This window comes from Staphylococcus sp. GDY8P126P (assembly GCF_017891965.1).
In the GTDB taxonomy this organism is placed as follows: Bacteria; Bacillota; Bacilli; order Staphylococcales; family Staphylococcaceae; genus Staphylococcus; species Staphylococcus saprophyticus.
In genome coordinates this window covers 22,791-44,077 of sequence record NZ_JAESKG010000003.1, presented here as the reverse complement: position 1 = coordinate 44,077, position 21,287 = coordinate 22,791, and the positions used below count along the sequence as shown (strand labels likewise).

General features: G+C 34.5%; 21 protein-coding genes. 5 read left to right on the top strand and 16 right to left on the bottom strand.

Translation table 11 applies throughout. The features are described 5' to 3' along the window. Positions 1-242: 242 nt before the first annotated feature. Positions 243-743: a GNAT family N-acetyltransferase gene (locus KA893_RS05580; RefSeq protein ID WP_041079284.1), complete on the top strand. Its 501-nt coding sequence runs from the start codon at positions 243-245 to the stop codon at positions 741-743. A 95-nt stretch (positions 744-838) separates the two neighbouring features. Here KA893_RS05580 and KA893_RS05575 read toward each other — a convergent pair whose 3' ends face one another. Continuing rightward, complete coding sequence (locus KA893_RS05575) at positions 839-1,207, bottom strand: VOC family protein (RefSeq protein WP_002482379.1); 369 nt, start codon at positions 1,205-1,207, stop codon at positions 839-841. A 176-nt stretch (positions 1,208-1,383) separates the two neighbouring features. Between KA893_RS05575 and KA893_RS13950 the strand changes: the two genes are divergently transcribed. Further along, positions 1,384-1,581, top strand: coding sequence for a hypothetical protein (locus KA893_RS13950; protein WP_228160954.1), 198 nt, complete (start codon positions 1,384-1,386; stop codon positions 1,579-1,581). A 346-nt stretch (positions 1,582-1,927) separates the two neighbouring features. After that, on the top strand, positions 1,928-2,293 hold the full coding sequence (locus KA893_RS13945) for a TroA family protein (protein ID WP_002482381.1): 366 nt from the start codon (positions 1,928-1,930) through the stop codon (positions 2,291-2,293). A 71-nt stretch (positions 2,294-2,364) separates the two neighbouring features. Here the strand turns inward: KA893_RS13945 and hisIE are convergent, their stop codons facing one another. From hisIE to KA893_RS05505, 13 genes are all read right to left on the bottom strand, one after another. Continuing rightward, the gene (gene hisIE, locus KA893_RS05565; RefSeq protein ID WP_002482382.1) at positions 2,365-2,997 is read right to left on the bottom strand and encodes a bifunctional phosphoribosyl-AMP cyclohydrolase/phosphoribosyl-ATP diphosphatase HisIE; all 633 of its coding nucleotides are present in this window, start codon (positions 2,995-2,997) and stop codon (positions 2,365-2,367) included. Beyond that, positions 2,994-3,752, bottom strand: a complete 759-nt coding sequence (hisF, locus tag KA893_RS05560; RefSeq protein WP_210125614.1) for an imidazole glycerol phosphate synthase subunit HisF — start codon at positions 3,750-3,752, stop codon at positions 2,994-2,996. Before hisF ends, hisIE begins: the two co-directional genes overlap by 4 nt. Continuing rightward, the gene (gene hisA, locus KA893_RS05555; protein WP_069826162.1) at positions 3,749-4,453 is read right to left on the bottom strand and encodes a 1-(5-phosphoribosyl)-5-((5-phosphoribosylamino)methylideneamino)imidazole-4-carboxamide isomerase; all 705 of its coding nucleotides are present in this window, start codon (positions 4,451-4,453) and stop codon (positions 3,749-3,751) included. The genes hisF and hisA overlap by 4 nt, the downstream gene beginning before the upstream one ends. Beyond that, positions 4,428-5,024 (bottom strand): imidazole glycerol phosphate synthase subunit HisH, encoded by a 597-nt coding sequence (hisH, locus tag KA893_RS05550; RefSeq protein ID WP_002482385.1) that lies wholly within the window; start codon positions 5,022-5,024, stop codon positions 4,428-4,430. The genes hisA and hisH overlap by 26 nt, the downstream gene beginning before the upstream one ends. Continuing rightward, positions 5,021-5,599, bottom strand: a complete 579-nt coding sequence (gene hisB / locus KA893_RS05545; RefSeq protein WP_002482386.1) for an imidazoleglycerol-phosphate dehydratase HisB — start codon at positions 5,597-5,599, stop codon at positions 5,021-5,023. Before hisB ends, hisH begins: the two co-directional genes overlap by 4 nt. Further along, positions 5,577-6,581, bottom strand: coding sequence for a pyridoxal phosphate-dependent aminotransferase (locus KA893_RS05540; protein ID WP_002482387.1), 1,005 nt, complete (start codon positions 6,579-6,581; stop codon positions 5,577-5,579). The genes hisB and KA893_RS05540 overlap by 23 nt, the downstream gene beginning before the upstream one ends. Then, positions 6,568-7,836: a histidinol dehydrogenase gene (gene hisD, locus KA893_RS05535; RefSeq protein WP_228160984.1), complete on the bottom strand. Its 1,269-nt coding sequence runs from the start codon at positions 7,834-7,836 to the stop codon at positions 6,568-6,570. The genes KA893_RS05540 and hisD overlap by 14 nt, the downstream gene beginning before the upstream one ends. Then, positions 7,826-8,443, bottom strand: a complete 618-nt coding sequence (hisG, locus tag KA893_RS05530; protein WP_002482389.1) for an ATP phosphoribosyltransferase — start codon at positions 8,441-8,443, stop codon at positions 7,826-7,828. The genes hisD and hisG overlap by 11 nt, the downstream gene beginning before the upstream one ends. Before the next feature lie 18 nt (positions 8,444-8,461). Continuing rightward, positions 8,462-9,277 (bottom strand): ATP phosphoribosyltransferase regulatory subunit, encoded by an 816-nt coding sequence (locus KA893_RS05525; protein WP_069826163.1) that lies wholly within the window; start codon positions 9,275-9,277, stop codon positions 8,462-8,464. 168 nt (positions 9,278-9,445) lie between these two features. Next, positions 9,446-10,747 carry a D-serine ammonia-lyase gene (locus KA893_RS05520; protein ID WP_069821587.1) on the bottom strand — a complete coding sequence of 434 codons (1,302 nt, stop codon included), beginning with the start codon at positions 10,745-10,747 and terminating at the stop codon, positions 9,446-9,448. A 334-nt stretch (positions 10,748-11,081) separates the two neighbouring features. Beyond that, positions 11,082-13,241, bottom strand: a complete 2,160-nt coding sequence (locus KA893_RS05515) for an RNA degradosome polyphosphate kinase (protein ID WP_069821586.1) — start codon at positions 13,239-13,241, stop codon at positions 11,082-11,084. A 67-nt stretch (positions 13,242-13,308) separates the two neighbouring features. Then, positions 13,309-14,835, bottom strand: a complete 1,527-nt coding sequence (gene ppx, locus KA893_RS05510; RefSeq protein ID WP_069821585.1) for an exopolyphosphatase — start codon at positions 14,833-14,835, stop codon at positions 13,309-13,311. A gap of 212 nt (positions 14,836-15,047) precedes the next feature. Then, positions 15,048-16,586 carry an AbgT family transporter gene (locus KA893_RS05505; protein ID WP_069821584.1) on the bottom strand — a complete coding sequence of 513 codons (1,539 nt, stop codon included), beginning with the start codon at positions 16,584-16,586 and terminating at the stop codon, positions 15,048-15,050. A gap of 227 nt (positions 16,587-16,813) precedes the next feature. Between KA893_RS05505 and KA893_RS05500 the strand changes: the two genes are divergently transcribed. Then, positions 16,814-17,632, top strand: a complete 819-nt coding sequence (locus KA893_RS05500) for an SDR family oxidoreductase (protein ID WP_037537770.1) — start codon at positions 16,814-16,816, stop codon at positions 17,630-17,632. 108 nt (positions 17,633-17,740) lie between these two features. Here the strand turns inward: KA893_RS05500 and KA893_RS05495 are convergent, their stop codons facing one another. Beyond that, the gene (locus tag KA893_RS05495) at positions 17,741-18,817 is read right to left on the bottom strand and encodes a M42 family metallopeptidase (RefSeq protein WP_069821583.1); all 1,077 of its coding nucleotides are present in this window, start codon (positions 18,815-18,817) and stop codon (positions 17,741-17,743) included. 201 nt (positions 18,818-19,018) lie between these two features. Here KA893_RS05495 and KA893_RS05490 point away from each other — a divergent pair, with 201 nt between their 5' ends. Continuing rightward, positions 19,019-19,534 carry a thioredoxin domain-containing protein gene (locus KA893_RS05490; RefSeq protein WP_069821582.1) on the top strand — a complete coding sequence of 172 codons (516 nt, stop codon included), beginning with the start codon at positions 19,019-19,021 and terminating at the stop codon, positions 19,532-19,534. A 141-nt stretch (positions 19,535-19,675) separates the two neighbouring features. On the opposite strand, the gene KA893_RS05485 is transcribed toward KA893_RS05490, so the two are convergent. Next, a complete protein-coding gene (locus KA893_RS05485) occupies positions 19,676-21,259 on the bottom strand; it encodes an FMN-binding glutamate synthase family protein (protein WP_041079270.1) in 1,584 nt (527 codons plus the stop codon). Positions 21,260-21,287 lie beyond the last annotated feature (28 nt).

Below are 21,287 nucleotides of genomic sequence, written 5' to 3'. Positions count from 1 at the left end.
ATGAAATATTAGAAGGCCGGGACATTAATAAGAAGTGTCTCGGCCAAATTAATTTATATGGACTGTAATCTACATGCTAAGTTACAAATATAAAAACGCTAGCTCATGTATTACGCAAATGAGATTCATTTAACGCGTTATTTAATAAGAGCGAAGACTATGAAATTTTTATCAGGACTTTTTGATTTTGTTCATTTTTCTAATAGTTTAGCTTGAATGTATTCGTGAAAGAAGTGAGAAAAATGGAAATGCGATACCTTACCGAAAGAGATGTAAAACAGTACCGAGCCATTCGATTAAAATCGTTACAGACGGATCCAAAGGGATTTGTATCAACATATGAACGTGAAAAATCATTGCCGGAAGATGAATTTAAAGCACGGCTTAAATTAAATGATACGCATTTTACGATAGGCACGTTTGATAGTGGGGAGCTTATTTGTATCGCTACATTTTATAGTGAGAGAATGGAAAAGGTAAAACATAAAGGTAACTTAGTGACTGTCTATTGTGATCCCCGATATAGAGGTCAAGGTATTACAGCTCAAATGATACAACATATCATTAACGATGTTAGTGTGGTTGGTGTTGTGAAAATCATTGGCTTATGTGTATTATCTGAGAATACACAAGCCATTCGTTTGTATGAAAAATTAGGGTTTCAGCGTTATGGTAGGGAACCTAAATCAATCTTTGATGGTCATAGGTATTATGATGAAGACTTAATGTATCTTGAAGTGTAGTTGTTATAAATAACACGTATTCAACTTATGGGTGCACATAAAAAAACCAGGGCGAGTCACCATTATGTCTCGTTCTGGTTTTTTAGTTTGAAATATCATAACCATTCTATAATTTCAATTCTGTTACCAAATGGGTCATAGATATAAAAACGATTGGCGCCTTCAAGTTCATCACCATAGATGATTTCAATTTCTTTAGCTTCAAGTTCTTTCCGTATATCTGAAGCGTTCTGTACTAAAAACGCTGGGTGGGCTTTTGTTGCTGGTTTAAAGTCATCTTGAACACCAATATGTAGTTGTTGGTCACCAACTTGAAACCAAACGCCACCATTTTTCGCGAGATTGGAGGGTTTTGCTATTTCTTTAAAACCTAATTTATCAGAATAAAAAGCCTTTGCTAACGATTCATTGTGAGGTGGTGCAGCTAACTGAACATGATCAATACCTAAAAATTGATTGAACATAAATAACAACTCCTTTAATATATAATAGCAAAAATATAACTATAAAAGTATTTGGTAAATTATTTTTTTATAAATTAGAAGCAACTAATTATTTTAAAAGTTCATTTTATTCTATTGCAATTGATAATCGTTTTCGATTAAAATAGTAGTAATAAACAAGAGAAGAGGTTATCGTTTTGAACAAATTTTTATGCTTGATGTTATGTTTGTTATTATTTTTAGCAGCTTGCGGTAATGGTTCGAAAAATTCAGAGTCAAAAGATGACAAAGATACAAAGACTTATACTACAGATGATGGTAGTAAAGTAAAAATACCTAAAAATCCAAAAAGGGTACTTGTGTTAACCGCTAATTATGGAAACTTTAAAAATTAGGTGTTAAACCTGTCGCTATCACAAATGTATTTCCAGATTCTAAATATATAGATATGAGTAAGGTTAAAAAATTAATCCTGAAAATGTTGAAGCGGCGGCAAAATTAAAAACAGATTTAATTATTACATATAAAGAGAACAAGAATAATAAAAAATTAGCTAAAATTGCACCGACAGTACCTATTAAAGTACAGGATATGGACTATAAAGATACACATATTGAAATTGGGAAATTAGTAAACAAAGAAGCTAAAGCTAAAAAACAAGCTGATAAACTATGAGAAAAACTAGCTAAAGATGGTAAAGAAATTAAGAAAGCAATTGGTAAAGATAATACTTTTTCAATTATGGATATTCAAGCAAAAGATATTTATCAATTTGGCCCTAGATTCGGCCGCGGAAGTAAAGCTATATATGAAGGGTTTAAGTTGAAAGAGGACCCAGAAGCTAAGCAAGCAATGCCAAAAGAGAAGTTTATGAAAGTTTCAAAAGAGAAATTCAATACGTATTCGGGAGATTATTTACTCCTTCCTACTAAAGATGGTAAGAAACCGAATAATGATTTTGTGAAATCAAATACTTGGAAAAATAATAAAGCTGTTCAAAACGGTAATGTTATTTATTATTCTATGGATGAAGCAATTTATGCAGATTTAATTTCAGTAGAGAAACAAGCTGAACTATTTAAAAAAGAACTTTTAAAGCATAAGTAAAAACTAAGCACGTCATAGTCATCGAATTTATATAATTTGATATCTATGATGTGCTTAGTTTATTTTGACGCTTACCAGTGATCAATATCACTTCGTTCGCCTTTAAAATTATTAGCTGTTTGATGACGTTTTGCTAGTACTTTTTCAACTTCTTCAAATTTAATATTTAAAGCATGTAATAATACAAAAAGGTGATACATAACATCGGCGGTTTCATTCGTCACTTCTTCAACGTCGCCTTTCATTGCACCAATCACCACTTCAAATGCTTCCTCACCAAATTTTTTAGTTATTTTTTCAAGTCCTTCTTTTAATAAATATTGAGTATACGAATTACTTTTATCTGCCTGCGCACTTGCTGCAACTGTTTGTTCAAGTTGTTGCACATTAAAAGGTACGGACGTATTAAAACAACTTTGATTACCTGTATGACAGGTTGGTCCGTTTGGAAGTACTTCAATAAGCAATGTATCTTGATCACAATCCAGATGGATATGTTTCACTATTTGAGTGTGACCTGAAGTTTCACCTTTAGTCCATAAACGTTCTTTTGAGCGAGAGTAAAATGTAACAATCCCCTCAGTGAGTGTTTTTTGATAGGCAGTTTCATTCATATATCCTAGCATGAGCACTTGCTTGTTACGTACATCTTGTAATACAACAGGGATAAGTCCTTTGTCAAAATCAGGCTCTTGAGTAGTCATCTTACTGGAATACCTCCTCGTTTCATTGATGATTTAATTTGATTCACAGTTGTTTCTTTATCGTGTAATATGCTTGCCGCAAGTCCCGCTGAAACGTTTGTTTCTTTAAACAAGTCAACGAAATGTTCAGGATTTCCGCCACCACCAGAAGCGATAACGGGAATATTCACAAGTTTTTCAATTTCATGTAAGTGTGAGACATCAAAACCTTGTTTCATACCATCGTGCGTCATACTTGTAATGAGAAGTTCACCTGCGCCTAGGGCTTCAACTTCTTGAACCCAATCATAAACGCGTTTATCCGTTCGCTGTTTACCACCGTGTGTGTAACAAAAATAATCATTTAGTTCGCTATCGTAATTGCTATCTATGGCGATACATATACATTGTCGTCCAAATTTTTCGCTGGCTTCCTTTATAAAACTTGGATTTTTAAGTGCACTTGAATTTAAGGATACTTTATCTGCACCGTGGTTTAATAATTGAGAGATATCGTCAATGGTTGAAATACCACCGCCAACTGTCAATGGAATGAAAAGTTTTTCTGCTGTTTCCGAAATAACATCAAGTATAAGATCATGTCCAGCTTCTGTACGTGAAATGTCTAAGAAAACAAGTTCATCAGCACCTTGTTCATTATAATAAAGTGCAAAATCTACAGGGTTGCCAATATCACGCAAGCCTTTAAATTGAATGCCTTTGACGACGCGACCATCTTTGACATCTAAGCATGGAATAATGCGTTTTTTAATCATGACAATCCCTCCCAGAAGGTAGCGTTGTGTGCAGCTTTGCCAACAATGGCTGCATGAACGCCAATGGATTCTAATTGGGCTAAATCTTGTTGATGACGAATACCACCAGAAGCAATAATTGGTTTTTGAGTTGCTTGAACTAATTGTTGTGTGATTTCGAAATTAGGGCCCTCGAGTTTGCCATCTTTAGAAATATCTGTGTAAATGATACCACCGAGTGGGAGAGCTTCTACTTGTTGTAATAAATCAAAGATATCGAGGCCAGCATCTTCTTCCCAGCCATTAATTTTGACTTGTCGACGGTAAGCGTCAATGGATAGATATAAACGATTTGGAAATGCTTGTGTCATGTGCGATAACCACGCTAAATCTTCTATACCTTTGGTGCCGATGATACAATAATCAATACCATTATTAAAGTAAGTGTCAATGGTATTTCTATCTCTAATACCACCGCCAACTTCCATAGGTTTATCAGTCAGTGAGCGTAATTGATTGATATAGTCACTCTCGATGGATACTTGATTTTTTGCACCAATTAAATCGACGATATGAATTCGGTCTACACACTGATACTGATTGTAGAAAAGTACACTTTCTTCTGCGCTACGCGCCATTTTAACTTCTGAATCGTATTTACCTTCAGTAAGTCGCACGCTAGTAGCATTGATTAAATCAATTGCCGGCCATAGTTTGATCATCTTGAAATCCGCCTTTCAGTGCTTGATTAAGTATTGCTAATCCATCATCACCACTTTTTTCTGGATGGAATTGAATGCCGATATAATTTTGATATTGCACAATTGCTGGGATTTTTGTGCCGTATTCTGTGTAAGCAACCACATGTTGTGACATTTCAGCTTGATACGCATGGACAAAGTAAACATCATGTAATAATAAAGGGTGTTTACTTATTAGATTATTCCATCCTAAATGCGGTACAGGATAAGGGGACTGTATTGGAATTATATTTCCCGGGAAAATATTTAACCCTTTGACATCACCCTCTGCACTCCAATGATAAAATAGTTGCATACCGAGACAGATACCAATCACTGGTTTATCCGTAATGGATGTGATTATATTTGCTAAACCGCGCTCGTTAATTGCTTGCATGGCATCTTTAAAGTGACCTACACCGGGTAAGATGACGACATCAGCATTTGCAATTTCGTTATACTTATCGGTCAATATCGCATCGTATCCTAAATACTGAACTGCGCGTTGAACATTTTTTACATTACCTAATCCGTAGTCAATGATCGCAATCACTCAATCACACCCTTAGATGAAGGGATGTTATCATTATCATTTTCTGAAAGTGCCATTTTTAATGCACGGGCAAATGATTTAAATATGGCTTCAATTTCATGATGCGTATTGCCGCCTCTAAGTAGATCAATATGCGTAGTTAAACGTGCATTGATGATCAAAGCACGGAAGAACTCTTCAACCAATTCGCTATCAAATGTGCCTACTTTTTCTTTACTCAAAGTGGCATTAAACGATAAATAAGGGCGTCCACTAATATCAACTACAGCACGAGATAAAGTTTCATCCATAGGGATGTAACTCACACCATATCTTTGGAAAGATTTGCGTTCTCGAATCATGTCTAATAATAGCTGACCTAGTACGATGCCAATATCTTCTGTTACGTGATGATCATCTACATCGGTATCTCCATTTGCTTCAATTATAATTGACAGCCCACTATGAAACGTAAAGAGTGTGAGCATATGATTTAGGAAACCAACCCCTGTGTTAATTTCACTTGTTCGTTTGTCATCGGCTAAAATGATTGATAACTCTGTTTCTGCAGTCTTACGTTTCTTTTGAAATATCATATTGTGACCTCCATGATTTAATGAGCTGTTCTAATTGGTCTAACTGGTCGTCTGTGGCGATGGAATATCTTACATAATCGTTCATGTTTGGTTCGTCATAACGTCTAGGTAAGAAGCCATGATCTTCAATATAAAGGCCAAGACTTTGCGCTGCGGATCCTTTTGTTAAGACAAAGTTAGTTGATGAAGGGAAGACTTTCATTATATCGCTAACATTATCTTGGAACATTTGTCTTAATCTAACAGCTAATGCACGCTGATGTTCAATGAATGTGCGTGTCTTATCAATATGTTCAAACATGAAAAGTGCAATGTGTAAAGTGAGTGTGTTTAATGGATAAGGATGTTCAATACTTTGTATAAGTTGAATCGTCTCAGGTGTTCCAATTAACACGCCTAAACGTAAACCGGCAATACCAAATGCCTTTGAAAGGGTACGCATTTGAAGAACATGTGGTTGCAATTCAAGCGTGTAGGCATCCCCAAAATCTAAATAAGCTTCATCAATAACAAAATAACCACCAATATTTTTCATTTTATCTGCAATTGCAGTTAAAAATGTTAGATTATACTGCTTGCCAGATGGATTGTGTGGATTACTCATAATAAAGAATGCGGGTTGCACTGTTTCAATGCGACTTAATATATTTTCTAGATTAAATGTTAAGTCGTTATCTGCATTTACAAACGCTATTGGTCGATGAACTTGGTCGGCATAGGCTTGGTACATAAAGAAATCTGGATTAAGTGCTAATGCTGGACCTTCTGGCATGATAAGCATTAATTTTTGAATTAATTCATCAGAACCATTACCTGCAATAATTTGGTCTGGTGATAGATTATAATAACGCGCATAACCTGCCTTAAATCGTTCATATTCTTCATCTGGATAAAAGTTAAATGAAGCATGATGTATAATCGATGTGAGTTGTGCTTCTGTTAAAGGGCGAAGTGGGCTTTCATTTTTGTTAATTCTTATCATCGTTAAACTCCTTTGATGTTCTAATTTCTATGGATTGTTCGTGATTATATAATTGTTCAACATGGGCTAATTTACGCGCAGTCAGTTCTACGGTATCGAATGTATCTTTTGATAAATCTATCACTGAATGACGTGTTAAAAAATCATTAACAGATAGACCATTGGTAAATCGAGCTGTTTGATTGGTTGGCAGTACGTGACTTGGGCCAGCGACATAGTCACCAATAACTTCAGGTGAATAATAACCTAAGAATAGTGCGCCGACGTAACGGACATGATTTAGATAATCATGTGGTGAAACTGTTTGTATTGAAGCATGTTCTGGTGCAATGAGATTCATTAAATCACACGCTTCGCTAAAGTTATTCACATGTATCAAAAAATGGTTATCATTTAAACTTGCTTGAACGATTGATTGACGTTCAATTTGAGGAAGTATGTGCTGTATTTTTTGTTCAAGTTGTTTTAATAATGCTTCATCTTCACTAATGACAAAAGTTCTTGCAAGTTCATCGTGCTCTGCTTGTGCAAATACATCATATGCGATGGCGTCTAAATCAGCAGAGTCATCAATAATTAATGCAATTTCACTAGGGCCCGCGATTTGATCAATTCCTACTTGACCAAAGAGGTATTTCTTAGCATAGGCAACAAATTGGTTACCAGGTCCTACAATTTTATCAACTTTTGGCAATGTTTCTGTACCGTAAGCTAGGGCAGCAATACTTTGAGCACCTCCAACTTGATAAACGTTATCGACACCTGAGATATAACAGGCGGCTAATACGATATCTGGTATACCATTTAGTTGTGGGGGCGTGACTACAGATATATTTTTTACACCAGCTACCTTTGCCAGTGTTACTGTCATTAAGACGGTTGATGGGTAACTGGCTTTACCACCTGGTACATATACGCCAACGCGTTCTAAAGGATGATACAATTCATAACAATCTGATGTGCCTTGTTGCTTAGTCCATTTAATGGATTCTTGGTAAGATTGAATACGCGCGTGACTTTGTTGTAAGGCCTCACGTAAATCACTGTCTAGGCGATTATAGGCATTTTCTAAAGTTTGATAAGCGACTTCTAAATTGCAAGTCTCTACCTGATCAAACTGTTGATTATAATTTCTGAGGGCATCATCTCCGTGAAGTCTGACGTTTTCGCAAATATCCTTTACGATGGGGTATAGGTCTTCATTTAAGGAAGATTGGTTTAAATACTTTTTCAAAAATAGCGTTTTATCTATGATCAATGAGTGACACCTCCAGTGTTGATAAAAAAGCATCAATTTCAGATGATTTTTTAAAATAGGATTGCTTATTTGTGATAAGTTTCGCGTTAATGGGTTTAATCGTATCTTTTTCAACTAAGCCATTTGATTTTAGTGTTGTACCAGTCTGTACAATATCTACTATTCCATCCACCATTTCTACGAGACAAGCTAATTCAATAGAACCTGATAGTTTTACCAATTCTACATCTATACCTTGTGCTTCGAAGTAGGCACGTGCAGTTTTTACATACGACGTAGCAATTTTATTGAAAGAAGAAGTTTCTGGTTTAGCAGCTAAAGCAAAATGACAATCTCCAAATGGTAAATCCACCAAATTATTAATTGTATAATTTCCTTCTTCTAAAATATCACTGCCAACAATCCCGACATCAGCTACACCTTGTTCTACATAAATAGGGACATCGCTACCTTTAACTAATACGATTTGAATAGATCCTACAGAAATTAATAATTGACGTTCTCGTTTTTCTAATGCATCTACTAGTTCTTGTTCATTAGCTTGTTTTAAATAAGTAATAAAGCTTTTTAATAATCGACCTTTGGCTATAGCTACTGTAAGCATAATAAGAACTCCTTTTATTTATAATATAAAACCTAATCCAAAACCATCTAATTCACCTTTGTAGAAACCTCCCGTAAGTTGGTGGTTTTTATCATTTTTTAGATAACATTTTAAAAATGCACCTTTGTAATATGAACGAGGCGGTTGTGGTGTGATATCTAAATGTATATCTTTTACATTTAATGACTTAAACCACTGTTCCCAACGACGCAAAGCTTGTATTGTACGATGATCGTAAGGAAAGAGTTGACTTAGTAAATCTAATTGATCCGTTGTTTTTGTTGTCAATAATTGAACAAGCGCATGAGAAGTGCCAAGTTCGGATGAAAGTTCTGAAATATTACGCTCTTGTACTAATTTTAAAATCGTTATTGTTTGTTCTTTAGTAGTTAACAGTAAATCGATAAGTTGATAATGTCCTAAAATGACAAAATCGATATCGTCATTAAGATATTGTTGTATATATTTATAAAACGTCATAAAATCTTCCTGCATATCCGTTATGGTAGGGTTGTAATGTTCGATACCCAATTGCGTATAGACATGGTTATCACGAACAATCGGTCCCGCATAAACTACTTTTTGATGACGCGGAGGATAATTACTGTAATAACGCAATAATTGGTCGGTGAAATCATTACGTAATGCAAAGATATGATGGTCATGTTGCCAGAAACTTCTTTCAGTCATTTGCTGTAAATCATCTTTATTCAATGTTTGCCAAGCTAGAGATTCAATAAAGCTAAAATCTACTAAGTTAAAGTCAGCTTGTTGAAAATGCTTTAAAAAGTTAAGTTCTTTTTCTTTGTTATTAATGATTGTTGCTGCATCCATATTAAAACCATCCTTTGCATATACTTTGTTTCTCTACCGAACTAAAGTAAATTAATAAAGAATACTTTAACACATTTATTTTTAGAATTCAATAAATATTCTGAAAATGTTTTTGGTTAAGCGGTATAAAAATGCCCTTGCATTTAAAAAAGTGCAAGGGATTAATACTTATAAGCAAGATTTACCATGATTAACATATTTTAGCATTTCTTCTTTAGGCACCATATTACCACCAGTTGCCCATACAATATGATTTGCTTGATTCATTTGGACGCCCTGTTGTTTGGCTAATGTTATTGCTGATTTAATGCCAGCAAACCCTGACGCGGCAGAGGGCTCAATAAAGATATCTTCTTTTTCACTTAAAAGATATAGATAACGATACATTTCGCTATCAGATACAGTCTGTATACCATAGAGTAACGTATTCATAATTTGCCCGACTAAGCGAGATGGACGTACAACTGCTAAACCATCCGCATCTGTGCTTCCATCAATGCCAATATCCTTAACTGAAATTTTATCGTGTAATTGCGTCATCATACCTAATAACATACAAGGGGCATGTGTTGGTTCAGTAAAAATACAATAAACATGTTCTCCAAAGACTTGTTTTAGACCGAACGTCACTCCTCCTGGGCCACCACCGACACCACAAGGTATGTAGACAAATAGAGGGTGTTCAGCATCTATTTGTATATTTTCAGCAGCTAATTGTGCTTTTAATCTTAATGCAGCGACTGTATATCCTAAAAACAAGTCAGATGAACCTTCGTCATCCACAAAATGACAGGTAGGATCGTTTTCAGCATGTTTTCTTCCTTCTGCTACAGCGTACTGATAATCTGACTGATGTTCTATGACTTCCACACCACGTGACCTCAAAAGATCTTTCTTCCACTGACGTGCATCTGTAGACATATGAACCGTCACTTTAAAGCCCAGTTTTGCACTCATAATACCGATACTTAATCCTAAATTACCGGTTGAACCAACGGCAACATTATATTTACTAAACAGACCTTGATATTTTTGCTCAGCCAGTACACGATAATCATCTGTCTCTTTTAAATCGCCATCTTGCATCCCTATCGTTTCAGCTAATTTAAGTACTTCATAGATACCACCGCGCGCCTTAATTGATCCAGATATAGCGAGGTGACTATCACATTTTAGCCATAGCTTACCTTCAGTGGGTAAGGACTCTAAGTTTGTCAAAGTATTTTGCATAAAAGGTATGTGTTTTAAAGGTGATTCAATAAGGCCATGATTATTTTCCGTTTCTGGGAATACAGTGCTTATGTAACTACTAAATCGTTCAAGTCGTTGCGCAGCGTCTTCCATATCTTTTAAAGTAAACGCTAATGACGCTGGTTTACGAAAATTTGTGTTTTCCCAAAAAATAGGCTTATAATTTTGCATACTATCTATGAGAGGGAAATCTTTTTTAAGTGTTGCTAAATCGTTCATATTAATACCTCCGTATCATTTTAATAACAGTACGAAATATAAATTTCACGCTACATTAATTATAACAAGAAATAGATGAAATCGCCTGATTCGCCGATATAATATGATGATATTGGTTATTGTAGTTAGAACCATTGACTCGATTTAAAAATGGGTTTACACAGAGTGAACGATAATATTTTTACAAATTAGCGTGATTGCTTATTTTAATTGTAAGTTAGAAAAATGATTGATGAAATATAAACAAAAAAGAGTCAGGAACAACTTTGAATGTTCCTGACTCTTTGTGGACTAGTTAAAATGACTGCTTTGTCTAAGCTATCTTACTAACAAATTACTTTCTGAATTGCTTACGTATTTTAGTAAACCAGCCTTTACGCTCGTTAACAGACATAACTTGTGGGCGTGTATTATCCTCTTTTAATTGTTGGCCATAATCCATAGCTTCTTTCATTAGAAATGCTTGAGAATTTAAAGGTGATAAATTATTTTCAATATAATGATATTGACCTAATTCATCTTGGTAACGTCCTTTTTGGTTATCTGAGAGTTGTAAGTTCATATAATCTAATAAACGTTTCGCAATATCTTTATCTTCAACTGGGAATAAAATTTCTACACGTTTAATCATATTTCTAGTCATTGCATCGGCGGAAGAAAGATATATGATGTCGTCGCCATTATTATGGAAATGATAGATGCGTGAATGTTCTAGGAATCTACCAACGATACTTACGACTTCAATGTTTTCACTGATTCCTGGAACACCTGGCTTGAGACAACAAATACCACGAATGATCAATTGAACTTTTACTCCTGCACAGGATGCTTCAAACAATTTAAGAATGATATCTTTATCCGTTAATGAGTTCATTTTCATGATAATCTTACCGTTACCATTTTCACGATGTGATTTGATTTCGTTATCTATTCTAGCTAAAAAGACATCACGAATATCGAAAGGTGCGACAATCAATTTGTTATATTCAGGTTTTACTGAATAGCCACTTAAATAATTGAAGAAATTAATCGCATCTTCAGCAATTTCAGCATTCGTTGTGATCAGTCCCATATCGGTATAAATATTCGCTGTTTTATCATTATAGTTACCAGTACCTAAATGAATGAATGAAGTTAATTTATTATTCATTCGCTTAACAACGAGTGCAATTTTACTATGTGTTTTCAAATGTGTCATACCATAAATAACATGACAACCTGCATCTTCCAACATTCTTGCCCAATGTACGTTGTTTTCCTCATCAAAACGTGCTTTTAATTCGACAAGCACAGTGACTTGTTTGCCATTTTCAGCTGCATTTTTCAAACTATTAATAATAGGAGAATCCTTACTTACACGATAGAGTGTTTGTTTTATTGCAATAGTATTTGGATCTTCAGCTGCTTCCCGTATAAAATCAACAATAGGTTCAAATGATTCATATGGGTGGTGGAAGAAGATATCTCTTTTTAAAGATAAATCAAAAATATTGTGATTTCCTAGAGATTGAGGTATTTGTGGGACATATTTATTATATTTCAAATATTTCAGCTTATTGGATAGGTGGTCAACTAAATCAGTCAACATGGTTAAATCGAGAGGCCCATCTACAAAATAGACTTCATTATCGTGCACATCTAGTTGGTTGATAATCCACACAATATCCTCATGTGTCGCTTGTCGGCCATCTACTTCTAAACGTACAGCAGTACCACGTTTACGCTCTTTTAAGAAGCGCTCAATTTCTATTAATAAATCTTCTGCGCCATCTTCATGAATAGTTAAGTCAGCATTACGTGTGATTCTAAACGTAAATGTGTTCAAGACCGTATATCCTGAAAATAAGTCGTTAATGAAGTAGGTGATAATATCTTCAATCAAAATGATATATTGTTTATCACCTTTGTTAAATGAATAAAATCGAGAAATAAGTGAAGGTATTTGAACGATAGCAGAATTAATATCATCTTCTGTATCGATATCTACAAAAATATTCAAGCTTTTATTATTTAATTTAGGGAAAGGATGATAAGCATCAATCCCTAAGGGCGTTAGTGTTGGCAAGATGCCATACTTAAATTCTGATTCAAGTTGAGGCAATAAATCGTCAGGTAGTTGTTCTGGTTTTATGATTTCTACTTGATATTGTTTTAAGTCATCAATTAATTCGTTATAACGCTTGTATTGTAAATCAACAATTTCCTTGTTCTTTAGCTTAATTTGATCGAGTTGTTGCTTAGGTGTTAATTGTGCTTTGTTTTCAGGTTTATCGTATCCCATTTTGACTTGATCTTGTAAGCCCGCTACGCGAACCATAAAGAATTCATCTAAATTCGAACTAAATATAGAGATAAAGTTAAGTTGTTCTAATAGTGGGTTGTTCTTATCTTGTGCTTCTTGTAATACACGGTAGTTAAAATCTAACCAACTAAGCTCTCTATTATTATAATATTGCGGTAAATTTAAGTCTTTATCTCCCAAATTTCTATGCATAACGCTTTATACACCTCGTTGTAGTCTAAAATACATATTTTGCTACGTATACCGTATCATATGAATTTTAAGATTTTGTAAAGATAATAGAAAGATTTTCTTTTAAAATTTTCTCAATATGTTTTTTTTGACGAAGTGACTGATATTCTTCAGCAATTGGTGCACCATTATAGTAAACGTATAATGTATACTCGCCATCTTTTTCTTTTAAATCTATCGACTCAACAGCACTTGTATGAGAGATGTTGAGCGCATTAACAAATTTTATAATGCCACCAAGTGATTGAACATTATCCAATTCTTTACCACGTAGCCATTCCGTCTCATGACTAAAGAATTTTAACAGTGATTTATTTTTAAAACTTGCAAGCAATGCTAATTTAACGCGGTCCTCATGTTTGAAACCATCAATCATAGAGTTAGCAATAATATAATATGTGTGCGGTGAACTAGAATCTGAATCAATAAATCTACCTAAGTAATACAGGTAAGCACCCTCGGCAAATAATGTTTTTTCGTCATCTGATACCTCAATTTTATCTAAATTGATAAGTTGTTTTAATAAAGACTGTGCCAATTTAACACGTTGATTTGCGCTCGATTCCTCTATGCCATATTCATTAGCTAAGTGGAAAAGGGCATCTTTTCTAATGTTTTCTTTTTTAAATTCTGTTGGATAACGCTCACTAATAATATTCATGGCATAGCCTTCGCGTAAACCTTTACGAGAAAATGTAAACTGCGAAGCTTCTATTTTATTAAACAGTACTTTAAAGACGGAGACAGCAGGCAGTATAATATCTACACGATCTCTACTTAAACCATCGATGTCTTTCAATTCATCACGAGAACTTTTTTTAAGTATAGAATATACCTCATCGATATTATCGTCCGTCATTGTATAATTATGGACACCGCCAATAGGGTATGAATGTTCAGATTGATGGATGCGTGCAACATTACGAGCTGAACCGCCTATCCCAACTAAAGCGACTTCTTGGTCTTTTAACCAAGCGAGTTGATCAAATTGTTTAGATAAAAATTTCTCCATATCTTTGATTGAAGATTTATCATTATGATCTTTACCGTCAAAGAATTTACGCTGTAAAGTGACGACACCAAATGGAAAACTGTGTGCTTCTATTAACTTTTTGTCTTTAAAAAGTGTAACTTCTGTAGAACCACCACCGATGTCGACAGAAACACCATCTTGGATGTCTGTGGTATGAGTAATGGCATAAAAACCATAAAATGCTTCTTCTTCTTCAGGTATTAACTTGATTTTTATATTCAGTTCTTTTTTGATGTTTTCAATAATTTTGTTTCTGTTTGTTGATTGTCTAATTGCCGCTGTAGCAATGGGATGTAATTCAGTTACTTCAAACTTATCTGCTACAGTTTTAAAACTGCTTAATGTCTTAGTTAATACTTCAATACCTTCGTTGTTCATCGCCAAATCTTTTGTTAAATATTGGCTTAGCCTTGCTGGTGTTTTAATGTTCAATAATTCGTTTAGACCTGTTTTTTTATCAAATTCGAAAATAACTAACCTGATTGTATTTGAACCGATATCAATTAATCCTATACGTTCCATGTTTGCCTCCTATGTAAAAAATGAGGTTCTATCATATGCTCTATTTTGTTTACCCTGTTCTTTCCTATATATTACATTAAAAAATAAAATTTGTGATTAAAAATTTTCATATTGTCCAATGTAAATACAAATAAGTCAATTGTTTGAATGATAATGATGAAAAAAACCAAGCATACAGTAACATCGCTACTTGTATGCTTGGTTATAATCGTTTATTTAACCTGTAAAGGACTGCCTGGACCTAATGGCCAACCTAATAAATACCAGATAATCATAAATAAAGGCCATACGATACTTAACACAATTGTATAAGGCATTAGACTCGATAATAATGAACCTAACTTCATGTTATTATCATATTTTTGTGCATATGATAATAACAGTGGTAGGTAGGGCATCATCGGTGTAATCGGATTACTTATTGAATCTCCGATGCGATAAAGCATTTGTGTGAAAGCAGGATGGAAACCTACAAGCATGAGCATAGGTATAAAAATAGGTGCTAAAATGCCCCATTTGGCAGAAGCGCTACCAATCAATAAATTGATGATTGCGCTTAACAAAATAATGCCTAAGATAAGTATGATGCCATTTTGACCTTGTAATAAGGCGGCTCCCTTAACAGCAACGATAACGCCTAAATTACTCCATTCTAAAAATGCTAGTAGTTGTGCTGCAAAAAATACGATGACGATAAATGAACCCATCGACGACATAGAATCAGCTAACATTTTACCTAAATCTTTAGAGTTTTTAAATTCCTTCATCATTAAACCATAAACTAAACCAGGTACTAAGAATAAAACAAGGATAATTAGCCCAACGCCATTAATAATAGGGGCATCGTTAAGTAAGCTACCTGTTTTAGCATTTCTTAAAAAACTGCCTTGAGGTATAGCTAAAATAATAAGTAACGCAATCATGATGAAAAAACTTATATTTGCCCAAAATACAGCGCGATTTTCTTCTGTTGTCAGTCCAGTATTTTCATCATCAACTTGAATATCAGAATTTGAGTCGTCGTATGAACCTAATCTTGGAATAACAAAGCGCATAGTTACCCAATAAACGGCGGGGAGTAAAACAAGTACACTTGCAGCAATAAAATACCAATTCATGGCCACATTGACATGAACATTGTCAGAAACAATTTTAGTCGCAGGTTCAGTAAATGCATATAATAAGGCATCTGACATACCGATCATGATATTTGCTGAAAACCCACCAATGGCTGATGCGTATGCCATCGCTAATCCTGCAATAGGATGATATCCCAATTTAATAAATACCATGGCAGTTAACGGGGGTAAAACGATAGGTGCAGCATCACCAGCTGCATTACCTAAGATTCCAATAAGTATGATGACTGGAACGATAAATTTTTTAGGTGCTTTATGTACAACTTGAACCATTAATTTGTCAAAATAACCTGTTTTTTCAGCCACACCTACACCAAGCATAACAGCTAATACGAGACCTAGAGCTGGGAATTCAGAAAAATTCTTCACAGCATCATTTAATATCATCATTAGACCGTCTTTACTTAAAATACTCTTAATAGCAATTGTATCTCCTGTACCAGGGTGTTTTACGGTGATGTGAAATAGTGAAACAATCCATGTGATAATAGCAAGTCCTAAGCACATCAAGAAAAATAAAATACTAGGATCAGGTAGTTTATTACCAACTTTTTCTACAATATTTAAAAATCTATCTACGAGTGTCGGTTTATGCTTTGTATTTGAAGTCATATGTACTACCTCCTAATTAAGTTAGCGTAAGTATATCAGAATAATCTTTTTAATTGAACAAATATTCTGAAAATAAATATGTGCTTAAGAAAAAATTTACACATATGCATGTAAAAAAGTATCAAAAAGCGTAATCAAGTTTCAATTTTCTAGAAAAGGTAATTATATAAAGAAACGTTTTTTACAGAACTGGAAATACATTTTTTAGATAGGAGAAGTGATGAATGATGGGAAGATTAAATAACAAAATCGCTATTTTGACAGGTGCAAGTACAGGTATTGGTGCTGCCTCAGCAAAAGTATTAGCGAATGAAGGTGCGCATGTATTGGCAGTGGATATTTCAGAAAAAGTGCATGACACTGTCAAAGAAATCAATAATGCAGGCAATACAGCTTCAGGTTATATCGTCGATGTGTCCGATGCGCACGCAGTTGAACGCTTTGCTCAAGCAATTAAAGAAAAGTATGGAAAAATAGACGTGCTCTTTAATAACGCTGGTGTTGATAATGCGGCGGGGCGTATTCATGAATATCCAGTTGAAGTATTCGATAAGATATTAGGTGTTGATTTAAGAGGTACATTTTTAATGACTAAATTTTTACTACCGCTTATGATGGATGAGGGCGGTTCGATTATCAATACGGCATCATTTTCTGGATTAGCTGCAGATTTAAATCGTTCAGGTTATAATGCAGCCAAAGGTGGGGTCATTAATTTCACGCGTTCGACTGCGATTGAATATGGTCGTGAAAATATTAGAGCAAATGCTATTTCACCAGGTACGATTGAAACACCACTTGTAGATAAATTAACAGGTACGGCTGAAGATGAAGCGGGTAAAGCATTTAGAGATAATCAAAAATGGGTTACACCATTAGGTAGATTAGGAACACCTGAAGAAGTTGGCAAACTTGTAGCCTTCCTTGCGTCTGATGACAGTTCATTTATAACGGGTGAGTCTATCACAATAGATGGTGGTGTTATGGCGTATACATGGCCAGGAGAAATGTTAAGTGATGATAGTTGGAAAAATACAACGAAATAATTTGGTAGCTGTTTTTATGAACGAATGTGAAATGTAGTAAAATCCACACAGTAACTGATTAAACTCAGTCTCTGTGTGGATTTTAATTTATAATTAGGTTAGCGAATATTACCAGATAATTTGATCGACAACATCATTATTTAATGATTTTACAATCTCAGTTACAAGCGCTACCGAATTTTTATAATCATCTGTGTGTAAAACGGACACATTAGAATGCATGTAACGCAATGCAACCCCGATAGAGACGGTTGGTGTGCCTTCATTAGCGACATGAATGCTGCCGGCATCAGTACCGCCACCAGCAGTGGTATCTAATTGAACAGTAATATTATGTTTTTTAGCTACGTCTTTAATATGTTTTGTGAAACCAACATGACCAATGTTGGATGCGTCCATAATAATCACAACCGGCCCATTACCAATAGCCGTATCACTGACTTGACCTGACATACCTGGCGTATCATAAGCAATGGCAACATCAATGGCAATTGCCAAATCAGGTTTGATTTTATTGGCAGCAACTTTGGCGCCACGCAGACCGACTTCTTCTTGTACATTTGCGCCAGCCACCAAGTTGATATCTATTGCTTCATTCTTTAAATTTTGTAATACATCTATGGCAAGTGCACAGCCATAGCGGTTATCAAATGCTTTAGCAGTTAAGTATTTTTGATTAGCCAATGTTTCGAATTCACTGTATGGCGTCACCATATTACCGATTTCGATGCCAAATTGTTCTGCCTCTTTTTTACTCTTAACACCAATATCAATAAACATTTCTTTCATATCAATTGTTTTTTTACGTTCCTCTGGTGATAATACGTGAGGGGGTTTTGAACCGATGATACCTCTGATTTTTTTACCTTCATCTGTTGTAATCGTTACCTTTTGCGAAAGCATGACCTGGTTCCACCAACCGCCAATGGGTGTGAATTTTAAGAAACCATTGTTATCAATTTTAGTAACGATAAAACCAACTTCGTCTAGATGACCTGCAACCATTAATGTTTTATCTCCATTAGTAGCTGATTTTTTACCAAAAATACCACCAAGATTGTCTTCGATAATTTCATCGCTTACGGGTGTTAAATAATCGTTCATTAATTCTTTGACTGCCATTTCGTGTCCAGCAATGCCATCGACATCCGTTAGTGATTTTAGTAATTTTACTGAATCATTCATAAGAATTCCCCCTTAAAAATTAATGTGTATCTATATTTTACCATTTAGAATTTAATAATATAGTTTTTTGATTGAATACAAATTCAAATCATAAGAAACAACAATGATTGTTAATCCTTACTAAAATACTAAGACTAAATGAGTGCAATATGTAATGTGTCATGTTTCAATAGTATTATAGATAAAGTGGAGGGATTAATTATGACAGAAGTTAAACATCTAACATTTGGTTCGAAAAATGCGCCAATAACAATTGAGTCGTTTATCAATTTTGCATGTCCGTTCTGCAAGAACTATTTTAAAGCAGCAGATCATGCACTCACACCTTATATTGAGTCAGGTGAAGTGCAACATGTCGTTAAACATTTTGATAAAACAAAACAAGCATTATTAAAAGGAACAGTTGCAAACATTCATTTAAATTATGACAATCCTGAAGAAACATTAGCAATTATTCGCCAATTATACGATACACAAGATCAATGGAAAGCAAGTTTTGCCACTGTTGAAGATAAAATGGCAAATGAATTTAATTTAACACCTCAAAAAGATGCAGATGAACGCTCTTTAGCAATCAATGAAGAAACTTTTGAACGCGGTATTAAAGGGATACCCACTGTATTTATTAATGACAAAAAATTTGAATTTAACCCGTTAAAAGATGAACAAGATAAAATTGAGTCATTGTTAAATGAAGCTATTTCTAAATTAAAGTAATCTATAAAATAAAAAAATCTCAAGCGTTAAATTTAACGCTTGAGATTTTTTTGGCTTAGCTTGGATTAAATCATGTGAATTGCAAAAGTATTGAGTAGTTCAATGCTTATTATTTACTTTAACTTTAGCGAACTTAATCAGTTAAGCGTGTTCAATTAATTTTAATTTATAGTCCTGTATAGATTGGATACCACCATCTTTATTTTTAATGATAATATGTTCTTTTGTAATTTTTGTAGGGGAATCTACGCCTATAGCTGCAGAAATATTAAATAAGCCTTCATGTAAACTTGTAATAAAATTAGTGACACGATATTTTTTCTCATCGATGATTAATCCTTTTTCACGTTTAGGATCAGTCGTTGCCACACCTACTGGACAAGTATTCATATGACATTGTTGGCTCATAATACACCCAACACTAATCATCATGCCACGGGCGATGTTTACCAAGTCTGCGCCAAGTCCTAATGCGATAGCTATCTTATCTGGCGTTATCAATTTGCCTGATGCAAAAACTTTAATTTGATCTCTAATACCATATTTTTCCAATAATGCTGTTAAAATAGGAAGCGCTGTAAATAGAGGTAAGCCGACACCATCTTCTAATTCTTGGAATGTTGCACCAGTACCGCCTTCTCCTCCGTCGATGGTAATGAAATTAGGATATTGCTGATTTTCAACCATTGTACGAACAAGGTTTTCTACTTCAGATACTTTGCTAATGACCATTTTAAAGCCAACAGGTTTTTGTCCGGTTTGTTGTAATTCATGGACCCAATTCAATAAGGCATCTGGACTGTCGATATGCTCAAAACGGTTAGGTGAGTTTATTGTCACCCAAGGTTCTACTTTTCTTATAGAAGCGATTTCTTCTGTGACTTTGTTGCCTTGCATGTGGCCACCACGTGTTTTGGCGCCTTGTGCTAATTTGATTTCAAATGCTTTAATATGTTGATTATGGGATAAATCGATAAAGGCTTGTTGGTCAAACTTTCCTGCTTTATCACGAACACCAAATAAGCCTGGTCCAATTTGAAATATAATATCAACGTTTCCAGATAGATGATGTTCCGATAAACCACCTTCGCCCGTGTTCATCCATGTACCAGCTTGACCCAGCCCTTTTGAAAGGGCAGTGATAGCACGGCTACCTAAAGCGCCATAACTCATACCTGATTGACCTACTAAACGTTTTATTTTAAATGGATGCTTAAGTTGAGCACCTAATATAATTTGGTCTTCATCTGATAAATAGTAAGGATCTATTTCAACTTTTGTTCTATGTTCATCACGGTTAAACAAGCGTTCGTTATCAATTTTATAAATAAAAGAAGAAATCATAGGTGATTGGTCGATATGTAACTCAGCTGTTTGTAAAGGAAACATCGTGTTTTGTATATAAAAACCATCTTCATAATCATGTTGTGTTCCAAAACTTGTCATTCTAGAATTATATTTACCCGCAACGACAATATTTGTAAAATCATTTCTTGTAAATGGTTTACCTTTGGTATCAGCCAAAAATAGATACTGACGTAATTCAGGCCCAATTTTTTCTCCAAAATAACGTATGCGTGCAAGTAGTGGATAATTGCGTAGCACACTATGTTGCTTTTGTCGTTTATCTTTAAAAAGTAACACTGCCCCCATTACCAGAACACTAAATAAAAAGAATACAATTATAATATTAACGATAAATTGCAAGGTAGTTAATATAGTCATAAAAATCAGCCCCCCCTTATGTTAATTA

Bases quoted from the DNA above. Each gene is read 5' to 3' on its own strand.
- KA893_RS05580 (WP_041079284.1), top strand. From the start codon at position 243: ATGGAAATGCGATACCTTACCGAAAGAGATGTAAAACAGTACCGAGCC.
- KA893_RS05575 (WP_002482379.1), bottom strand. From the start codon at position 1,207: ATGTTCAATCAATTTTTAGGTATTGATCATGTTCAGTTAGCTGCACCA.
- KA893_RS13945 (WP_002482381.1), top strand. From the start codon at position 1,928: ATGGATATTCAAGCAAAAGATATTTATCAATTTGGCCCTAGATTCGGC.
- hisIE (WP_002482382.1), bottom strand. From the start codon at position 2,997: ATGACTACTCAAGAGCCTGATTTTGACAAAGGACTTATCCCTGTTGTA.
- hisF (WP_210125614.1), bottom strand. From the start codon at position 3,752: ATGATTAAAAAACGCATTATTCCATGCTTAGATGTCAAAGATGGTCGC.
- hisA (WP_069826162.1), bottom strand. From the start codon at position 4,453: ATGATCAAACTATGGCCGGCAATTGATTTAATCAATGCTACTAGCGTG.
- hisB (WP_002482386.1), bottom strand. From the start codon at position 5,599: ATGATATTTCAAAAGAAACGTAAGACTGCAGAAACAGAGTTATCAATC.
- KA893_RS05540 (WP_002482387.1), bottom strand. From the start codon at position 6,581: ATGATAAGAATTAACAAAAATGAAAGCCCACTTCGCCCTTTAACAGAA.
- hisG (WP_002482389.1), bottom strand. From the start codon at position 8,443: ATGCTTACAGTAGCTATAGCCAAAGGTCGATTATTAAAAAGCTTTATT.
- KA893_RS05525 (WP_069826163.1), bottom strand. From the start codon at position 9,277: ATGGATGCAGCAACAATCATTAATAACAAAGAAAAAGAACTTAACTTT.
- KA893_RS05520 (WP_069821587.1), bottom strand. From the start codon at position 10,747: ATGAACGATTTAGCAACACTTAAAAAAGATTTCCCTCTCATAGATAGT.
- KA893_RS05515 (WP_069821586.1), bottom strand. From the start codon at position 13,241: ATGCATAGAAATTTGGGAGATAAAGACTTAAATTTACCGCAATATTAT.
- ppx (WP_069821585.1), bottom strand. From the start codon at position 14,835: ATGGAACGTATAGGATTAATTGATATCGGTTCAAATACAATCAGGTTA.
- KA893_RS05505 (WP_069821584.1), bottom strand. From the start codon at position 16,586: ATGACTTCAAATACAAAGCATAAACCGACACTCGTAGATAGATTTTTA.
- KA893_RS05500 (WP_037537770.1), top strand. From the start codon at position 16,814: ATGGGAAGATTAAATAACAAAATCGCTATTTTGACAGGTGCAAGTACA.
- KA893_RS05495 (WP_069821583.1), bottom strand. From the start codon at position 18,817: ATGAATGATTCAGTAAAATTACTAAAATCACTAACGGATGTCGATGGC.
- KA893_RS05490 (WP_069821582.1), top strand. From the start codon at position 19,019: ATGACAGAAGTTAAACATCTAACATTTGGTTCGAAAAATGCGCCAATA.
- KA893_RS05485 (WP_041079270.1), bottom strand. From the start codon at position 21,259: ATGACTATATTAACTACCTTGCAATTTATCGTTAATATTATAATTGTA.